Source organism: Neorhizobium phenanthreniclasticum (assembly GCF_040066075.1).
In the GTDB taxonomy this organism is placed as follows: Bacteria; Pseudomonadota; Alphaproteobacteria; order Rhizobiales; family Rhizobiaceae; genus Neorhizobium; species Neorhizobium petrolearium.
On sequence record NZ_JBEAAL010000014.1, the window covers coordinates 103,868 to 121,505 of the forward strand.

17 protein-coding genes are annotated in these 17,638 nt (G+C 60.7%); 6 read left to right on the plus strand and 11 right to left on the minus strand.

The window, feature by feature from the left end:
- Window positions 1-4: 4 nt before the first annotated feature.
- Genes ABK249_RS18295 through ABK249_RS18305 form a run of 3 tightly spaced genes read left to right on the plus strand, consistent with a single transcriptional unit; the run spans window position 5 to window position 2,446 of the window.
- Entirely contained in the window at window positions 5-574 is a 570-nt protein-coding gene (locus tag ABK249_RS18295; RefSeq protein WP_037145099.1) for a TRAP transporter small permease subunit, read from the plus strand.
- Entirely contained in the window at window positions 571-1,884 is a 1,314-nt protein-coding gene (locus tag ABK249_RS18300; protein WP_348863581.1) for a TRAP transporter large permease, read from the plus strand. Before ABK249_RS18295 ends, ABK249_RS18300 begins: the two co-directional genes overlap by 4 nt.
- 7 nt (window positions 1,885-1,891) lie before the next feature.
- Entirely contained in the window at window positions 1,892-2,446 is a 555-nt protein-coding gene (locus ABK249_RS18305; RefSeq protein WP_348863582.1) for an NADPH-dependent FMN reductase, read from the plus strand.
- 232 nt (window positions 2,447-2,678) lie between these two features.
- On the opposite strand, the gene ABK249_RS18310 is transcribed toward ABK249_RS18305, so the two are convergent.
- The 10 genes from ABK249_RS18310 to ABK249_RS18355 all read right to left on the minus strand — a co-directional run bounded on the left by ABK249_RS18310 (window position 2,679) and on the right by ABK249_RS18355 (window position 12,565).
- The gene (locus ABK249_RS18310; protein ID WP_348863583.1) at window positions 2,679-3,434 is read right to left on the minus strand and encodes a sulfite exporter TauE/SafE family protein; all 756 of its coding nucleotides are present in this window, start codon (window positions 3,432-3,434) and stop codon (window positions 2,679-2,681) included.
- Window positions 3,431-4,585, minus strand: coding sequence for a mandelate racemase/muconate lactonizing enzyme family protein (locus tag ABK249_RS18315; RefSeq protein WP_348863584.1), 1,155 nt, complete (start codon window positions 4,583-4,585; stop codon window positions 3,431-3,433). Before ABK249_RS18315 ends, ABK249_RS18310 begins: the two co-directional genes overlap by 4 nt.
- A gap of 18 nt (window positions 4,586-4,603) precedes the next feature.
- Window positions 4,604-5,341 carry an SDR family NAD(P)-dependent oxidoreductase gene (locus ABK249_RS18320; RefSeq protein WP_348863585.1) on the minus strand — a complete coding sequence of 246 codons (738 nt, stop codon included), beginning with the start codon at window positions 5,339-5,341 and terminating at the stop codon, window positions 4,604-4,606.
- Between the two features lie 79 nt (window positions 5,342-5,420).
- Entirely contained in the window at window positions 5,421-6,467 is a 1,047-nt protein-coding gene (locus ABK249_RS18325) for a tagatose 1,6-diphosphate aldolase (protein ID WP_348863586.1), read from the minus strand.
- Complete coding sequence (locus ABK249_RS18330; protein WP_052182556.1) at window positions 6,451-7,389, minus strand: sugar kinase; 939 nt, start codon at window positions 7,387-7,389, stop codon at window positions 6,451-6,453. Before ABK249_RS18330 ends, ABK249_RS18325 begins: the two co-directional genes overlap by 17 nt.
- Complete coding sequence (locus tag ABK249_RS18335; protein WP_348863587.1) at window positions 7,386-8,462, minus strand: ABC transporter ATP-binding protein; 1,077 nt, start codon at window positions 8,460-8,462, stop codon at window positions 7,386-7,388. Before ABK249_RS18335 ends, ABK249_RS18330 begins: the two co-directional genes overlap by 4 nt.
- Window positions 8,463-8,465: 3 nt before the next feature.
- On the minus strand, window positions 8,466-9,464 hold the full coding sequence (locus tag ABK249_RS18340) for an alcohol dehydrogenase catalytic domain-containing protein (protein ID WP_348863588.1): 999 nt from the start codon (window positions 9,462-9,464) through the stop codon (window positions 8,466-8,468).
- A gap of 5 nt (window positions 9,465-9,469) precedes the next feature.
- Window positions 9,470-10,297, minus strand: a complete 828-nt coding sequence (locus ABK249_RS18345; protein ID WP_037145074.1) for a carbohydrate ABC transporter permease — start codon at window positions 10,295-10,297, stop codon at window positions 9,470-9,472.
- A gap of 10 nt (window positions 10,298-10,307) precedes the next feature.
- The gene (locus ABK249_RS18350; RefSeq protein WP_037145072.1) at window positions 10,308-11,183 is read right to left on the minus strand and encodes a carbohydrate ABC transporter permease; all 876 of its coding nucleotides are present in this window, start codon (window positions 11,181-11,183) and stop codon (window positions 10,308-10,310) included.
- Window positions 11,184-11,272: 89 nt separating this feature from the next.
- Window positions 11,273-12,565 carry an ABC transporter substrate-binding protein gene (locus tag ABK249_RS18355; RefSeq protein WP_348863589.1) on the minus strand — a complete coding sequence of 431 codons (1,293 nt, stop codon included), beginning with the start codon at window positions 12,563-12,565 and terminating at the stop codon, window positions 11,273-11,275.
- Between the two features lie 232 nt (window positions 12,566-12,797).
- Here ABK249_RS18355 and ABK249_RS18360 point away from each other — a divergent pair, with 232 nt between their 5' ends.
- From ABK249_RS18360 to ABK249_RS18370, 3 genes are all read left to right on the plus strand, one after another.
- Entirely contained in the window at window positions 12,798-13,814 is a 1,017-nt protein-coding gene (locus tag ABK249_RS18360) for a LacI family DNA-binding transcriptional regulator (protein ID WP_348863590.1), read from the plus strand.
- Between the two features lie 77 nt (window positions 13,815-13,891).
- Window positions 13,892-14,218: a hypothetical protein gene (locus tag ABK249_RS18365; RefSeq protein ID WP_348863591.1), complete on the plus strand. Its 327-nt coding sequence runs from the start codon at window positions 13,892-13,894 to the stop codon at window positions 14,216-14,218.
- Window positions 14,219-14,237: 19 nt separating this feature from the next.
- A complete protein-coding gene (locus tag ABK249_RS18370; RefSeq protein WP_348863592.1) occupies window positions 14,238-15,128 on the plus strand; it encodes a helix-turn-helix domain-containing protein in 891 nt (296 codons plus the stop codon).
- A gap of 46 nt (window positions 15,129-15,174) precedes the next feature.
- On the opposite strand, the gene ABK249_RS18375 is transcribed toward ABK249_RS18370, so the two are convergent.
- On the minus strand, window positions 15,175-17,334 hold the full coding sequence (locus tag ABK249_RS18375) for a TonB-dependent siderophore receptor (RefSeq protein ID WP_348863593.1): 2,160 nt from the start codon (window positions 17,332-17,334) through the stop codon (window positions 15,175-15,177).
- Window positions 17,335-17,638: the final 304 nt, after the last annotated feature.

Genomic DNA, 17,638 nt, shown 5'->3' on the forward strand with positions numbered 1-17,638 from the left:
TCTCATGGCTTTGGAAAGCGACAAGACATCGGCTTCCGGAACCCGAAATCCCCCTTCCTCCGGGATTGGCCGGGTCTGGCTGGTCTTCGTCGACGCGCTCGCCGCGCTCGGCACCGCGCTGATCGGCGTGCTGATGATCATCATCTGCGCCGACATCATTGCCCGCAACATGCTGGGGTCGTCCCTGCCGCTGGTGTCCGAACTCGGCGCCCTGCTGCTCGTGATGATCGTCTGCCTGCAACTGGCGACGACGGTGCGGGCGGACCGGCTGGCCCGGACGGAGATCTTCTTCATCCCGTTCCGCGAAGGCCGTCCTAGGGCCGGTGCGCTGCTTTCGGCACTCTTCAATCTCGGCGGCGCCGCCGTGATCGGCGGCATCGCCTCGGTCAGCCTCTCGATCTTCGAGAAGGATTATGCGAGCGGCGAGTTCATCGGCGTCACCGGTATCGCGACCCTGCCGACCTGGCCGTTCCGCGCCCTCATCCTTGTCGGTATGACGGTCGCCGCCATCCAGTTCGTCGTCGCGATGGTCAGCGATCTTCGCGACGTTATCGCCAACAGGAGATCGACATGAGCCCCGTGGAAATCGGTTCCGCCGCGGTGGTGGCGCTGCTCGTCCTCATCTATCTCGGGATGCCCATCGGCATCGGCATGTTGGCCGTTTCCTTTGCCGGCGTTGCCGCGATACGAGGCGAAACGGTGTCCTTGCGGATGATGGGCGCCGTCGCTAACGACTCACTTCAGGAATATCTGTTCGCGGTCGTGCCCCTTTTCGTGTTGATGGGCCTTCTGGTTACGGTCTCGCGTGTCGGCAAGGACACCTTCGACGTGTTCCAGAAGCTGCTCGGGCGTGTCACCGCCGGCCTCGGGGTCGCGACGGTGTTCGCGAACGCAGTCTTTGCCGCGATCACCGGAATCTCGATCGCCTCTGCGACGGTCTTCAGCCGTGTCGCCGTCCCGGAAATGACGCGGCACGGCTATACCCGAAAGTTCGCGACGGGGGTCGTCGCCGGTTCATCGGTGCTTGGTATGTTGATCCCGCCCTCGCTGCTGATGATCGTCTATGCCGTGCTCGCAGAGGAATCCGTGGGCCGCATGTTCCTCGCCGGTATCGGACCCGGTATCCTGATCGCCGCCGCATTTTGTGTGACGATCGTGTTGCTCGCACGGTTTCGCAAGGATTTCGTCTTCGAGGACGGAGAAGACAGCGCCGAATTCGGCGACATGAGCCTCGCTGAGATCGCCCGCAAGTCCGCGCCGATCGTCTCGCTGATGCTAGTGGTGCTGGGCGGGCTCTATGGCGGCTTTCTCAACCCGACCGAGGCCGGTGCCGCCGGCGCCTTCGGTGCATTGGTGATCGCGTTGGTGCGCCGGTCCCTCGACCGGCGCCTCTTTTGGAACCTGCTGGTCGAGGCCGGCCAGATCACCGTCTCGGTGCTGTTCCTGATCCTCGCCGCGACCTTCTTCAGCCGTATGTTGGCGCTTTCCGGCGTGCCGCGCGCTTTGGCCCAAGTGTTCCTGACAGGGCCGATCGGTCCCTACGGCTTTCTTCTCGTCTATCTTCTGCTGATCACGGCGCTTGGCTGCCTGATCGATTCCATTTCGATCATGCTGATCCTGCTGCCGATTGCGTTGCCGATCGCCAATGCGGCCGGTTTCGACCTCATCTGGTTTGGCGTGCTGACGGTCGTGACTGTCGAGGTGGGTCTCCTCACGCCGCCCTTCGGGCTATCTGTCTATGTCATAAAGTCGGCCATGGATGAGCCCGATCTGAGAGTGGGCGAGATATTCCGCGGCGCGTTGCCATTCGTCCTGGCCATGTTCGTGTCAATCGCCCTGATCGTGGCCTTCCCGCTGATCGCGACATGGCTCGCCCGTCTATGAAAGTAGAATGCCGATGATCGAACTTCTCTTCATTCCAGGAAGCCTGAGGCAGGCTTCATCGTCGCGCGCCACAGTAAGGGCGTTGATCAAGCGCGTGGAAGACAGCGCGACCTGCGTGACCGCCGATCCGGGACTGCTGCCGCACTACAACGCGGACATCCTCGACGATCCGGCGGTCAAGGCTTTCATCGATCAGGTAGCGCATGCCAATGGGCTGGTCTTCGTGACACCCGAATACAATTACAGCGTTCCGGGCGTTCTAAAGAATGCAATCGACTGGGCCTCGCGCCCGGCGATGAAATCCGTCTTCAAGGACAAGCACTGCTTCGTCATGAGCGTCTCCGGCGGCGCACTCGGCGGTGTGCGCGCCCAAGGGCACCTGAAATATTCGCTCAACGGGATGCTCGCGAAGGTCTTCGGCTGCCCGGAAATCGTCGTTCCCATGGCAAACGACAAGGTCGAAAATGGCTTCCTGACTGATGAACGCATCCTCACTTTCGCCGAAGAACAACTGCGGGCGTTCATGACCGCGCTGAGCGAGTCTGTCCCGGACATTCGATAAGACTTCTGCCGCGTCGCCTTCTCATATTGCAATGAGGTTGGCTGTACCCACCACAGGCTTCAGCCAGGGTCAGGACTCATTGACCCAGAAGATGATTCTCGCTGCGATGCAGATTGCGGAGAAGAAGGTGTAGCGCATCGGTCGTACCTGGTTGCGATACGACGCCAGCGCTTGAGCCGATACGAACCAGACAATACAAGTCGCCTGTGGGTGCCGCTTCATTCTGGATCTGTTAAGCCGTCAGTACCGGTACGACGAGTGACAGCCCAGACATCAACAGCAGCACGAAGGCCAACCGACGCAGGGCGGCGGGCGCCAGGCGCGGTGACCAGCGGCGCGCGGCATAGGTGGCGATCAGCACGCCCGGCAGGCCGGCCATCGCCCAGACCACCGCATGTGATGGCAGTTCTCCGGATGCCATCACCAGCACGAGGCGGAACATGGCGTTGATTGAAAAGACCGCCACCAGTGTCTCGCGGATCATGCTGTGCGGCAGTGGTTGCCGGTAGAGATGATAGACCAGCGGCGGCCCGGCTGTCGAAAACAGGCCTCCCATAATGCCGCCGAGCGCGCCGAAAAACACGAAACTCGGATTGGACGACAGGCGTTCGCGCGGGCTTGGCCGGAAAATCAGTTGCAGGCTGGAAACGATGATGACGAGGCCGAGGATTAGCCGCAGAGCAGCCAGCGACGACGAGGCGAGCAGATCCAGAAGCATGTAACCGACAAGGATCGGCGGAATGGCGCCGACAAGCGAAAGAAGAAACGGTCCCCGGGCAATCTCCCGCCATCCCTTCAGCAAAACCATCAGCGCATTGGCAAGCGTTAACAGACTGACGATGATGGCCGCTTCGGGCAAGGGGATGAGCCCGGTCAGGGCCACCGCCCCCATCAGCAGCAGGCCAAAGGCAAAGCCGGTCAGCGTCTGCATATAGGCGGCGACGAAAGACAAAAGCACGAAAAGGGCGATGCCGCCGGACGGCATCATGACCGCTCTTCTGCAACAAGGCGCATCGTCTGGAAGGATGCCAACTGTTGCAGATCGGGTTCGACACCAAGCCCCTTGCCTTCCGGCAAATCGACCCAGCCTTGCCGTACGATCGGCCAGCGCGGCACGATCGCGTCGCGCAGTAGATTGGGATTGATGTCGACCTCTAGCATTCCGTCGCCGCCGGCAGCCGCCAGAATATGGGCCGAGGCGACAAGACCGATGCCGGCCCCAAGAAAGTGCGGGCAATAACGCCGCCCGGCTGCGCGGGCGGCCTGTGCAACGGCAAAGCAGCCGCTCGGACCGCCCCATTTCGCCGCATCGGGCTGGATCACCGAAAGGCTGCCGGATGCGATGGCGGACTGGAATGCCGGTTCGCCGATCAGGTTTTCGCCACCGGCCAAGGGGGTCGATGTCAGCCCGGCAAGGTCTGCCCAGAGCACATCATCGGAATCCACCCGCACCGGCTCTTCCATCCAGCCAAGGCCGAGATTGTCGGTTGCCCGGAGAAAGGCTCGGCCCTGCTCGGCCGAGAAGCCCTGGTTGGCGTCCGCATGCAGCGTCTCGCCGGGACGAAGATCAGCATGCAGGCGGCGCAGGAGGTCGAGGTCACGGTCGAAATCGAACCCGACCTTCACCTTGAAATCGCGATAACCGACAGAGCGGGCCTCCGCCACCATGCGCTCCGCGTCGAGTATGTGAATGCCGCTGGCATAGGCGCGGACCTGATGGGCGGCCATATCACTCATCGCCTTTGCCAGAGATGAACCGGCGCGGCGCGCCGTCAGGTCCCAGTAAGCCATGTCGAAACCGGCAATCACCTGCGCATAGGGACCGACCTCACCGGTCTGCAATACAAGGATTTCGGTGGCGGCGGTCAGTTCCCTCCACAGGTCCTTTGGGGACGGCAGAGATCGCCAGAGAATACGCGGAGCAATATCGCTGACAAGCAGGCGCGCCCGGTGTTCGGCACCGCAGGCGGGCCAGTTGCACCAGATCTCCCCCCAGCCGACGGTGCCGCGATCGTCCTCCAGGCGCACGAACACTGCCGGCCGGTCGAGCATAGTGCCGAATGAGGTTGAAACCGGTTTTTCCAGCGGCAAACGGAAAACCAGGGCGTCGGCCGAAACGATCTTTATTTCATCCTGCACGCGGACATTCTCCCTTCGTCATCCCGCCAGAAAACCGCCGTCGATCGCATAGACGGTGCCTGTCGCGTATTCGGAGGCAGGCATGCAGAGGAAGACGACCACTCCGGCCACGTCCTGCGGCTTCCCCCAGCGTTTCAGAGCCGTTCGGCCGGCGATCCGCTCGTGATGCGCCACGTCCTTGCGGCCCTCGGCATTGATGGCCGTCTCGATATAACCGGGTGCTACGGCGTTGACGCGAATGCCTGCCTCGGCCCAGGCGAGCGCCAGCGCCTTGGTCAGCATCACGACGCCGCCCTTGCTGGCGCAATAGGCGGGAATGCGCGGCAGTGCAGCGAAGGCATTCATCGAGGCGATATTGACGATCGATCCTTTCGAGGCCTCGAGACGCGGCTTGAACGCCATGCAGATGCGGAACGTGCCGGTTAGGTTGACGTTGAGAACCTTCTGGAACATCTCGATCTTGAACTCTTCGTCGCGCGCAAGGATGCTGGCGCAATTGACCACGGCATCAACCCGCTCGAAACCACCGGCAAATGCACTGACCGCCTCGTCCGAAGTAACGTCGAGAATCGCGACCGCAATCCCGTCGATGCCGTTGAGCCGGCATCGATCGACGGCAGGCTGGTCATGGCCGGTCACCGTCACCACCGCACCGCGGGCATGAAACAGTTCGGCGATGGCCGAGCCGATGTCGCCCGCCCCACCGATGACGACAGCGTGAAAGCCAGGTGGAAAACTGAACGGGTCCTGCATCATCCTCGCCTCGAACTTCTTATCGGTTTATCGAGTTCCGCCTGGGCGCGCGATCGGCTCACGGCACCCAACTGGTCTAATCTCAGGCTGCGGTGTAGCTCTGGGCGAAATCGCCTTCGCTCTTGATGACGTGAAAGGCCGGCGCCGGTGCCTTCCACCTGGGTGCCTTTGCTGCGGTCAGGCGGCTGAGGCTGTCCAGAACGGCAACGCCTTCCTGCGCCAGCGACTTGCCGACAGCCTCGGTGTCGGGGAAATGCGAGCGGATCGAGTTCAGCCAGATCGTCCGGCCGGCGAGGAAACCGCCGGCGCCAGCCGCATAAGCATAATCAAGCACCAGCTCGAATTTCTCAGGTGCTGCACCGCCCGAGAGAAGCACCCAGGGAATGCCGGCATCGGCGCAGATCTTGCCGACAGCATCGAATTCCTTCTGCACCGCCTTGGAGGCCTCGCTGCCGTCGCGGGCAGGCAGGCTGTTGGCGGCAAGCGGGCTTTCCAGCTTCAGGAGATCGACGCCATATTCCGGCTTGGCGAATTCCCGCACGCTGTCGATCACCAGTTCCGGCAGTTTGGTCGGGGATTCGACATAGTCCCCCGTATGGCCGGCCTGACCGAGGAAAGGGAAGACCAGAAGTTCGAGCACATAGGCAATGTCGAACCGCTTGCAGTCCTCGCCGATCTGGCGAACGAAATTCTTCTGGTGTTCGAGCACGTCAGGCGACGCATCCGGGCGGTACCAGGCGAGAACCTTGACGGCGTCTCCGCCGAGGCGGCGAATCTTCTCGACACTCCAGTCGGCGATCACCTTCGACTTGCGGCCGCCCTCGGTCTCTTCGGTGCGGTGATCCTCGAGCGTGACGATCAGCCCGCAATCGGCCGGCAGAATATCGATCGCTGCGGGGATCGCATAGTTGGGATCAAACAGCATCGAACTGCAATGCGGCGACAGGTTCTCGACCAACAGGCGCTTGGCGGTGATGACGTCGGAAAACGGCACCTGAGCCTTGTCTATGCCGCGCGCCGCCGCAATTGCTTCGAAAAGCGGCGGACGCTGGTCGAGCGCGACCATGCAGAAATGGCCTTGCTTGTTGGCCAAGCGGGCAAGGCCGCGGGTTTTACCGAGAGTAAGCATTATTGTTCCTTTCAAGAGACCTGATTTCGTCGAATGTCGGAATGGCGGCGCGACCACCCGCGCGGGTGCATTTCAAGGCGGCGACGGCACTGGCGAAGCCCATGCTGTCGCGGGTTTGAAGGCCGGCGCCGATCGCGAAGGCATAGGCGCCGTGGAAGACATCGCCCGCAGCCGTCGTGTCGATGGCCGAAACGCTTGGCGACGGGATTTCATGCATCCGGCCGCCTTCGAGCCAGGTTACGCCCTTGTCGCCGCGGGTAACCGCCACCATGGGCGATCCGAACGAGGTGGCGTGCGAAAGGGCTGCGCCGATCTCGCGCCCGGCGAAGCCAGCGAGACCGGGTTCAGAGAAGATCGCATGATCGGTGAGCGGCAGAAGCCGTTCGAAGATCTCCGCATCGGCGACGTCGCCATCGAGCACGGTCGGAATGCCCTGTTCTCTCGCCCTGCGAAACAAGGCCTCCGCCCCGTCCGGCCAGCGCGGATCGGCGAGCACACAATCGGCCTGCAAACTGCCAAGCGGCAGCCAGCCCGGATCGATGGGGTAGGAGCCTCGAAAATTGACGATCTGTCGTTCGCCGGCCTGGTCGACGATCACCCCGGAGACGGATGAGGCACCATCTTCGAAAAGCCGGAAGCAGGCGATATCGACGCCTTCGGCGATGAAGGAATCCGCCATTGCACGGCCGGCATCATCCTTGCCTGCTCTGCCCCAGAAGGATGCGGTCCCGCCCAGCCGCGAAACCGTCACCGCAGCGTTGGCGGCCATGCCACCCGGTTCCGTCAGATGTTCGTCAGCGCGGATCTTTTCGCTGCCGCCGGAAAACGGTGCCTGCACCCGCCAGATGCGGTCGAGCGCCGACAGGCCGAGGCAGACGACGCGCGGATGCCTCGCATCGGGAATGACGCGTTCCTCACTCATCGGATCGCCCTGCCGGACGCCTTATCGAAAACATGCGCCTTGCCCGGCTGCGCGGCGAGTTTCAGTTGCTCGCCGACCTTCGGCCGCAGTTCGGGATTGACTCTCGCGACCGTGTTCATGCCCGCGAGATTGAAATGCACCAGCGTGTCGGAACCGAGCGGCTCGACGAGGTCGACGGTCACGGCAAACGCCTTCGGATCGTGGGGCGCATGGAGAAAATGCTCCGGCCGGATGCCGATGACGGCCTCCTGCGCGGAGTCGAGGCCAGCCTTGGCCGCGTCCGGCACCGGTGCAGCCAGCCCGTCAGCGCCGATAAGAGCAAAGCCATCGCCCGAACGGCGGATATCGAAGAAGTTCATTGCCGGCGAACCAATGAAGCCGGCGACGAACTGGTTGGCCGGCGTCTCGTAGACCTCTTCGGGACGGCCATATTGCTGGATCTCGCCGCCCTTCAGGACGACGATGCGGTCTGCCATCGTCATCGCCTCGACCTGGTCGTGGGTAACGAAAATCATCGTTGTCCTGAGTTCCTGCGACAGTGCCTTAATCTCGGCGCGCACCTGGTTTCGCAGTTTCGCGTCAAGGTTCGACAGCGGTTCGTCGAACAGAAAGACTTTCGGATCGCGGACGATGGCGCGGCCCATGGCGACGCGCTGGCGCTGGCCGCCCGAAAGTGCCTTCGGTTTGCGATCGAGGAAGGGCTCGATATGCAGCAGGGCGGCGGCGCGGCGGACACGCAGGTCGATCTCCGACTTGGTCATGCCGCGCAGTTCGAGCGCGAATGCCATGTTGTCATAGACCGTCATGTGCGGATAGAGCGCATAATCCTGGAACACCATGGCGATATCGCGCTTCGAGGCCGGCACGCCATTGACCTTGGTGTCACCGATGAAAATCTCTCCATCGCTCAGGGGCTCAAGGCCCGCAATGATGCGCAGGAGTGTGGACTTGCCGCACCCGGACGGGCCGACGAAAACGACGAATTCCTCATCCGCTATCTCCAGGTCGAGGCCCGGAATGATGGTGAGTTCACCGAATTTCTTGACGAGATTGTTGATGCTGATGGAGGCCATGGATCACCCGAATGACAGGACAGGTTTGATCAGCTTGCCTTCGGCAAAGCGGGCGAAATTTTCCGGCAGCGTGTCGAGTCCGAAAGCGGCATCGACGAAACGGCGGTATTTTTCCATGTTCTTCCTGAGCAGATCGATATTCGGCTCGAAATCCCGGATCGGGAAATAGAAGGTCCGGATCATGTAAAAATCCTTTCGACGGAAGATCTTGCCCTCCTCGATCGTCCAGGGCGCGGCGTTCTCGCCGACCAGCATCAAAGCGCCGCGCGGCAGGACGAGTTCGATGCCGAGATTGCGGGCCGCATGCGCGCCGGAGCATTCGAAGATCAGCTTGAACCGTTTTTCCCGCGAGCCGACCGGGCGGGCCTTGGCGCCGAAGGAGAGCGCGATCTGCAACCGTTCCTCGTTCGGATCGGCGACGTGGATGTCGGTGTAGCCGAGGCTCTGCAAGGCCAGAACGACGCCCAGGCCCACCGGACCAGCGCCCATGACAAGCACAGGCGCGTTTTCCTCCGGCGGCACCAGCGGCATCGCAAAGCGGACCGCATGCGCCGAGGTTCCAATAGTATCTAGCAGAAGCGGCGCCAGATCGTCCTCTATATCGTCGGGGACCGGCAGGAGGCAATTTTCCGGCACCGGCAGATATTCCGCATAACCGCCCGGCCGGTTCCAGCCGATCAGGCTCGACACTTCCAGGCACATCTGCGTGTCGCCGGCCCTGCAGGTTTCGCAGTGATCGCAATGCAGAGGGATATAAACGACATTGCGCTCACCATGGCGCGGATGGCCCGGCTGCTCCACGGTTCCGAAGATCTCATGGCCGGCGGTGAACTCCGCTCCCTTGTACCAGAGCTTGAGATCCGAGCCGCACAGCGCGGTGCGGCTGACCTTTATGAGAACCTCGCCCTCGCTGACGGGGGGAATGTCCTGGCTTTCGATGGTGATGCGCCGGTCTCCATGAAAGACCGAGGCCCGCATGCGTGAATTTAATATTTCCCTCATGATGGTCATCCTTTGACGGCGCCGAGAGTGAGACCGGCGACCAGCCAGCGTTGCACCAGAATGGCGAGCGCCAGGGGCGGCAGCGCGATCAGCGTTGCCGCAGCCATCAGCGATCCCCATTGCGTGGACCCCTCTCCGACGAAATTGAATGCGGCTGCGATCAGTGTCTTCGTGTCGGAATTCGACAGGATCAGCGAGAAGAGGAAGAAGTTCCAGGAGAAGACGAAGGCGAGGATGGAGGAGACAGCAACGCCGGAGCCGACGAGCGGCAGGGCGATCTTCCAGAGCACCCGCGCCACCGAGCAGCCGTCGATCTGCGCCGCCTCGAAGACACTGCGCGGAATATTGTCGAAGAAGGGCAGGAGAACCCAGATGACGATCGGCATGGTGATCACCGCGTGGCTGAGGATCAGCGCCGTATAGGAGCCGATCAGTCCCATCTCGCGGAACATGATGTACCAGGGCAGGAGGAACAGCGTGCCCGGCGCCATACGGGCGGCCAGCGTCAGGATTGCCGGCCAGGTGACGCGCGACCAGGAGACCGCGAAGGCAGCCGGAATACCGAAGATCAGACCGAGCAGGGTCGAGCCGAGGGTGACGACGAAGCTGTTGACCGCATAGGAGAGAAACGGTGTCGTTTGCCAAAGCGTGACGTAATTCTCGAAGGTCGGCTGGAAAATCAGCGTCGGCGGATAGGACGTGACCTCGAAGGACGGCTTAAAGGAGGACAGCACCATCCAGACGGTCGGCGCGAGGATCAGGATGCCGGCAATGGTGAGCTGGATCGTATGCAGCCAGCGGAGCCAGCGATCGGAATTCTGGGATCCGTTCATCGTCTTCTCCTTACCAGGCCACAGCTGAACGCAGGCGACTGAGCATCAACACAGCGACAAGCACGATGGCCGACAGCGTGATCATCAGCGCGCTAGCGTAACCGATGTTGAAGAATTCGAAGCCGACACGGAAACCGTAGATGTTGAGCGTATTCGACGCATTACCCGGCCCGCCCTGGGTGGTGATATAGATGATGTCGAAGAAGCGCAGCAGATCGACGCTGCGCAGCACCGCGGCAGTGACGATTGTCGGCAGCAGCAGCGGCAAGGTGATGCGGCGGAAGATGCGGGCCGGCGACGCGCCGTCGATCTGGGCGGCTTCATAGACGCTTGGTGGCAGCGATTGCAGGCCGCCCAGCACGATCAGAGCCACATAGGGTGCCCATTGCCAGGTATCGATCAGCGCCACGGTAGGGATAACCCAAGTCGGCGAGGCTAGCCATTCGGAAGGCGGCAGGCCGATCGACTGGAGGATATAGTTGGCGGCGCCGAGCGACGGATCGAGGATAACGAGCCACATCATGCCGGCAACGACCGGCGGCATCATGAAGGGCGAGATCAGCAGCGAGCGCAGGAACCCGGACAGCCGCTTGGAATGGAACAGCAGCATGGCGAGATAGATGCCGAAAACGAGCTGCAGGACCATCGACAGAATATAGAGCGCGAAGGTGACGTAGAGCCCGTTCCAGAACTCGCCGTCCTTGATCAGTGCCGCGTAGTTGGCAAGCCCCGCGAAGCTGGACGCGCCGGTGCTGGAAAAGGACTGGAAACCGAGCCAGATCGTGTAGACGACCGGAAAGGCGATCATCGCGACGGTGAAGATCACCGCCGGTGCGGACAAGGCGGCAAGCTGCCGTCCCTGGCTGTCGTTCAAGCCTGGTTTCATGGAGCGATCTCCAATCAGGATCGGGGAACTGGCGACCCCGACTGTCGGGGTCGCGACTGAGCTTGGTTCCGGTCGGATTGCCGACCGCATTATTTGCGGGCGATCAATCCATCGAGCGCGCTGTCGGCTGCGGCACAGGCCTCGGTGACCGGCTTCTGACCGAGAAGAATATCCTGCACGGCCTGGCCGATGTAATCACGCGATTCCGGATTGGCAACGATCGGGTAACCGACCTCAGATGAGCCTTTGGTGGCCAGTTCGCCGAGAGCCAACTGCCAGCTGCCACGCACCGGCGCCTCGGAGATCCACTTCTTGTATTCCGGATCGTCGGCAACCGAGGAACGCGGCGCCGCGACGCCCTGGATGGCCAAACGTTTCTGCATTTCGGGGCTGGACGCCCATTGAACGAAATACCAGGCGGCATCCTTCTTCTTGCTGTGGTTGGACACTGCCAGGCCCCAGCCGATTGCCGTCGGCACGCTGCCCGCGTCACCCGCCGGAAGCGGGATTACGTCGGTGTCCTTAAGGCGCTCGCCGCCTTCCATGATGGTGCGCAGCTCGTTGGAGGATTCGAACGCCATTGCCGCGCGGCCAGCGCGGTAGAGCGCCGAGATCTGGTAGAAGCTGTAGTTCGACGAGCCGGGAGGACCGTAATCCTTCAGCAGCTCGCCATAATAACCGATCGCCTTCTGACCGGCCGGAGCGCAGAGCGCCGACTTGCCATCGACGATATATTTGCCGCCCATATTGTGCAGGACGTTGCTGAACGTATACGCGAGCGCCGCCTTAAGGCCGCGCGAGGTAAACGGCGTGATGCTGCTGTCGCATTCCTTCAGCTTCTTCGCCGCCGCCTGGACGTCGCTCAGCGAAACCGGCTTGGCGATCTTGCATTTCTCGAAGATGTCAGTGCGATAATAGAGGAGCGGGCCTTCGAGATTGAGCGGAATGCTTGTCAGCTTTCCGCCGAACGTCGCAGCCTTGACCAGCGCCGGGCTGATACCGGCGAAATCATAGTCGGGCGCCACGTCCTTCTGCGTATAGGCAGAAAGATCCGCGTACCATCCGGCGGCCGCGAACTGCTCGCCTTCGCGCGACGCAAGCGTCATAAAGACGTCGACCTCGTCGCTCTTGGAATTCATCACGGTCACCAGACGCTGACGCATCTGCTGTTCCTGATAGGAGTCTACCTTCAAGTTGATGCCGGTCAGCTTGGTGAACTCGTCCTTGTGGGAGAGGACCGTTTGGGACCAGGGATTGTTGTTGGCGAGAAACGAAACCGTCTCGCCGTCATGGGCCTTCCAGTCGAACGCGAATGCGGGGCTCGCGGCGCCGGCAAGGACGCAGGATGCGATAAGAATACGGGCTGCGGAGATTCTTGGCATGCTTTCCTCCACTTGGCCGCCTTGAGGCGGTGTTCCAGCGCTCGCTCCTCGAGCGACACGACCTCGCTTCTCCCGAGCCCAGGTCATGTAACCGGTTACATAGACCCGCCCTTCCAGCCCTGTCAACCATGCAGGGCGTTTTTAAATTCTAGTTGCAATGCAGCGCATTATTCGTTTGACAGCAGCTTCAAAAGCGTTGCTAAGGTATGTAACGTTACATATGAGTGCACGAATGAGCGCCGAAAAAGAGAAGACCGGAATAAGAGCCATCGCGCGGTTGGCAGGGGTTTCCACCGCAACGGTGTCACGCGCGCTCAACAGGCCCCAAAGCGTCAGCGAGGAACTTCGACAGCGCATCCAGTCGATTGTCGAAGAGGCGGGTTACGTGCCGCACGGTATGGCACGCGCGCTCTCCAGCAATCGCACCCGAACGATCGGCGCGATCATCCCGACCATCGACAACGCCATGTTTGCGCGGGGCATTGAGTCCCTGCAGAAATTTCTTTCGTCGCGTGGTTACATGCTCATCCTCGCGACCAACGAATACGACATAGACGTGGAACTCGAACAGGCGCGCAATCTGATCGGCCGTGGTATCGACGGGCTTATCCTGCGCGGCGACTGCCATCATCAGGCCCTCCGGGAGTTGCTCGTCGCTCGAGACATGCCCTCAATCAATGTCGGTGTTTACAATCCGAACGGAACCGCAGCCAGCATCGGCGTAGACAACGAGGCAGCCGCTCACCGGGCAATGATGCACCTGATCTCCCTTGGACATAAAAAGATCGGGGTTGTAAGCGCGCTCCAGCGAAACAACGATCGCGCCAGCGCCCGTATTCGAGGCTTCCGGCGCGCCTTGGCCGAAAACGGTCTCGACCTACCGGCCGAACGGCATGTCGAAGTCCGCTATACGCTGGATGATGCACGCGACGCCGCCCGGCAACTCCTGACGGGCAAGACTGCACCGACCGCGATCGCCTGCGGCAACGACGTGCTTGCCTATGGTGTCATGCTGGAAGCCGAGCGACGCGGCCTGCAGCTACCGAAAGACCTTTCCGTCGTCGGCTTCGACGACCTCGATTGGAGTCGCCACTTGAGGCCAGCCCTCACGACCCTGCACGTACCGACCGACGTGACATGGCGCGGCGCGGGAGAATACCTGCTTGCCCGGCTGGATGGACACAGGGTGCCTAATCACTATCAGATTGATTATTCGCTCATTATCCGTGAATCCACATCGGCGCCGTAGTGAGGAGCATGATTTGATCTTGCGCCCTGAAGGGAACCGAACTGCCGGCCCCCAATTTTGGAGAGCGGATGATACCTATGGAATTGGCGCGGGAAGGTTTGTTACTTTTGAAGGCGCTACTCACCGGCGCATTGAAAGTTCGTGTATCACTCGAACGGCGACGCCCCGATCCGTCCAGACTTTCGAGACCAGTGATGTTGAAAGACTTCAGCCCGTCGGCGCCGAGACACGATCCGCCGATGACCCGTGGATTGGGCGATATTGCTATCAAGGAAAAGCATGATTATAAAACTCATGATATTGTGATGTGGGCAGCAGGATTGCGTGAGGCCTTATTGGAAGTATTCGTTGCTCGCTGGCTGCTTCTCGCGATGATTGCCCAATCCAGAATATCATTGCCATAACGAGAGACGGATTTTTGCATTGAATTTTTGGCATTCAATGATCTGGCGGACCGAAGGGATTCGCGTCGTTTCCCCGGTCCGGTGGCGCCAGCTCGATGGTCTCGTCAGCGTGCTCTGGGAAGCAGAGAGCCAGGCCGGGGCGAACGGCTATTATCTCGCGGAGGATCCGCGGATAATGATTTTCTTCAACGACGTGTCTTCGCAGGTCCGCATCTCGAACCGGGGAGACAATTTTTTAGGGGATTCCCGCCCGATGCCCCGCGCTGTCTATATTCCTGCGGGCGTCCCGATGTGGACGAGCAGCAGGTCTATGCATCGGTTCTCGCATCTCAATCTACACATCCATAAGAACAGGCTCTTGAGGTTCCTGGCCCCATCTGTTGGAGCTTCGGCGGCCCAGGCCGCGTTACGACGGCCGGTCGAAATACAGGATATAGCCGCGGTTCAGGCCCTGGCTGACCTGCTGGTTGGCGAAATATCCAGTCCTTCAAAACACCCCCTCTACGCGGAAAACCTGGCGGGCAGCATCATCGCCGGCCTTCTCGATATTTCCGGGGAAGACGAAAAAGCCAGCGGCCGCCTGACCACGGCCCAGATGAACAAGCTCACATCGCGCGTCGAAGCACTGGGCGATTATCGCATGTCGGTCGCCGATATGGCCGCGATCGTCGGCCTCTCGGAAAGCTGGTTCGGCAATGTCTTCAAACAGACCACCGGTCAGACGCCCCTGCAATGGCAGCATGCAAAGCGTGTCGACTTTGCGAAGAGGCTATTGTTGGAAAGCGACGTAACCATTGCCGGGATTGCAGCCCAGCTTGGTTTTTCCGACCAGGCCCATTTCACCAAGGTTTTCCGGCAGATCGTCGGCGAGACGCCAGCCGCCTGGCGGCGGCTGCAGCAGGGCCGCTGATCCCAATGATGTCCCGCCCGGCAGGGCGCGGGCAGGACATGTTTCGTCACCAGGTCTGACGTAGCGTCGCCATGATCGCCCGGCCGGGATTGTAGTAATAGGCGCCGCCATCATCGTTGGCGATATGCTTCTCGTCGAACAAGTTGGTGGCGTTAACCTGGAATGTGGTGTTTTCCTGGATCTTGTAGGTGAAGGCAGCATCGAAGACGATGGCTCCATCCGACTTCCGGCTATTGGCGTTGTCGAAGTAGTAGGAACCGATATAGCGAGCGCCAAGCCCGAAGGTCATGTCACCGCGGTTACCGTCACCTTCCAGGGTATAGCTGCCCCACACAGAGGCCATGTGTTCCGGAACCTGCGCGAAAGCTTTTCCGTTGTAACCATTGATATTACCGGGTTCTTCGATCTTGGAGTCGATATAGGCATAGGCAGCGATCAGGCTGACATTGCTCGTCACTTCGACCTTTGCCTCGAGATCGACGCCACGATGCCGGACCTTGTCGATCGTCGCCGGCAGGTAGGTGGGAGCCTCGTAGGTCGTGATGTTCTCCATCGTCAGATCATAGACGGACGCGCTGAACAGGGCCGGGAACGCATCCGGCCGATATTTGACACCCACTTCATACTGCGTGCCGACGGTGGGCTCGACTCCCGCGCTCGGCGGTGCGACGGATTCGGCGTAGCTTGCAAAGGCCGCAAGTTCGTCCGTGATCTTGTAGCTCAAGCCCAGGCGCTTGCTGAATTTGCTGATATCGGATTCACCGCTGAACGGCCCGGTGAAGGCGTTGTTGCCGACTTCCTTGAGATCGAACCAGTCGTTGCGCAAGCCAACACTGACCGCCAGCCTGTCGAAAAAGGCCATATCCTCCTGAAAATAGATCGCCTGGGTCTTCTGATTGCTTTTCACGGTATTGTAAGGCGCTAGCGCTCCTGGCCCGCCGGAATAGACCGGGTTCTGCCAGTCGATAGCCGGTGCAGCGGCGTAGAAAGTGTCATTATCCGCATCAAACTTGTTGTATTCGACGCCAAGAAGCGTGCGGCTTTCGACATCTTCGAAATTCGTCTCGTAGAGTAGGTGCGCGTCTACGATGAACTGTTTGGTGGACTTGTCACTCCCGAAGAAAGACCGGTCGATCATCGTGTCCGCCGGGTCGCTGGCACCCAGCGCGTCGTAGATGTAAGCATAGCCAAATCCGGTGTCGGTCTTGCTGTAGCGAGCGCTGGCACTGAAAGTCAGGCCGCTTCCGAAATCATGGTCGAAAATGACACTGTAAGTGTTCCTGTTCGCCGTATTGTAATTATAGTCCGGCTCTCCGAAGAACTTCTCCCTGTCGAAATCCGTGAACCGGGGGTGACCGCCGCTGCTCGGCGTGCCGTCTCTGTCCAGGTGATCGAAGACGAAGGAAAGGCTGGTCATATCGGTGGGGCGCCAGGTAACGCCGCCCATGATGAAGTTTTCGTCGTCCTGCGAGTGATCGTACTCGGCGTCCGATCGCTGGAACTTGCCGGTCAGGCGATAGGAAAGCGTGTCGTCATCGGTGATGTTGTCGCCAAAATCGAAACCCGCCTCCTTGTGGGCGAACGAACCGCCGGTACCATAGACCTCGCCGAAGCGCTCCTTTTTCGGCAGCTTCGTCACATAATTTACCGAGCCGCCTGGATCGGAAACCCCGAAGCCCGTGGAATTGGCGCCCTTCAGCACCTCGACGCGCTCATAAGCATAGGGCTCTTCCAGAAGCCCGCCCCAACTCCTGCCAATGGCCAGGCCGTCGCGATAGGTGAAGGGGCTGAAACCGCGGATCTTGAAATAGTCATAGCGGTCGTCCGAACCGTAGTAGTCGGTGACCACCCCGGCGGTGTATTGCAAAACCTGCTCAACGCTGTTTGCGCCGCGCTCCTCGATTTCCTTGGAGGTGATGACAGAGACGGAAGCCGGCGTCGTCAACACATCGCCCGGCATCTTGCCGACGCCGGTAGTTTGCGTGGCGACGATCGACTTCGAGTCGTCGCTCGTATCGAGGACACTCGCCGAACCGCTGCCCTCCAGCACGATCGGCGCCAGCGTGGTGGCGGAACTCGAATTGTCGGCCTCCTGACCAAAGGAGACAGCCGGAGAAAGGGCACAAAGCGCCGTGCAACCCGAAAGGATGGCGCTCCGCCCGAAAAGGCGGGTCCGGTAGGAGCGACGGCTTATTTCAGTTTTCATATTCGCGTTCCAGAAACTGATTTCACCATGGCTGCCGCCGGGCGGGAGATTGCGGAGGCATGCCGGTTAGCGGGAACGTCCAAGCGGCAGCGACCGGCAACCCGAGACGCCCGGGAAATGTCCCGGATCCGGCTGCCGTCATGCTCTCGTCGATGTCCCCGACCGGCTATTAACTTGAGCAAATTTATCCAGTATTGTAGATTTCCCGAGTTTTGTATAATCCCACGGGAATCTCACCGATCCCACCGGTCGCAGCCGACATAAAAGTTGACGCCTGTTTTTTAACCTGAAACTGGAAGTCCAC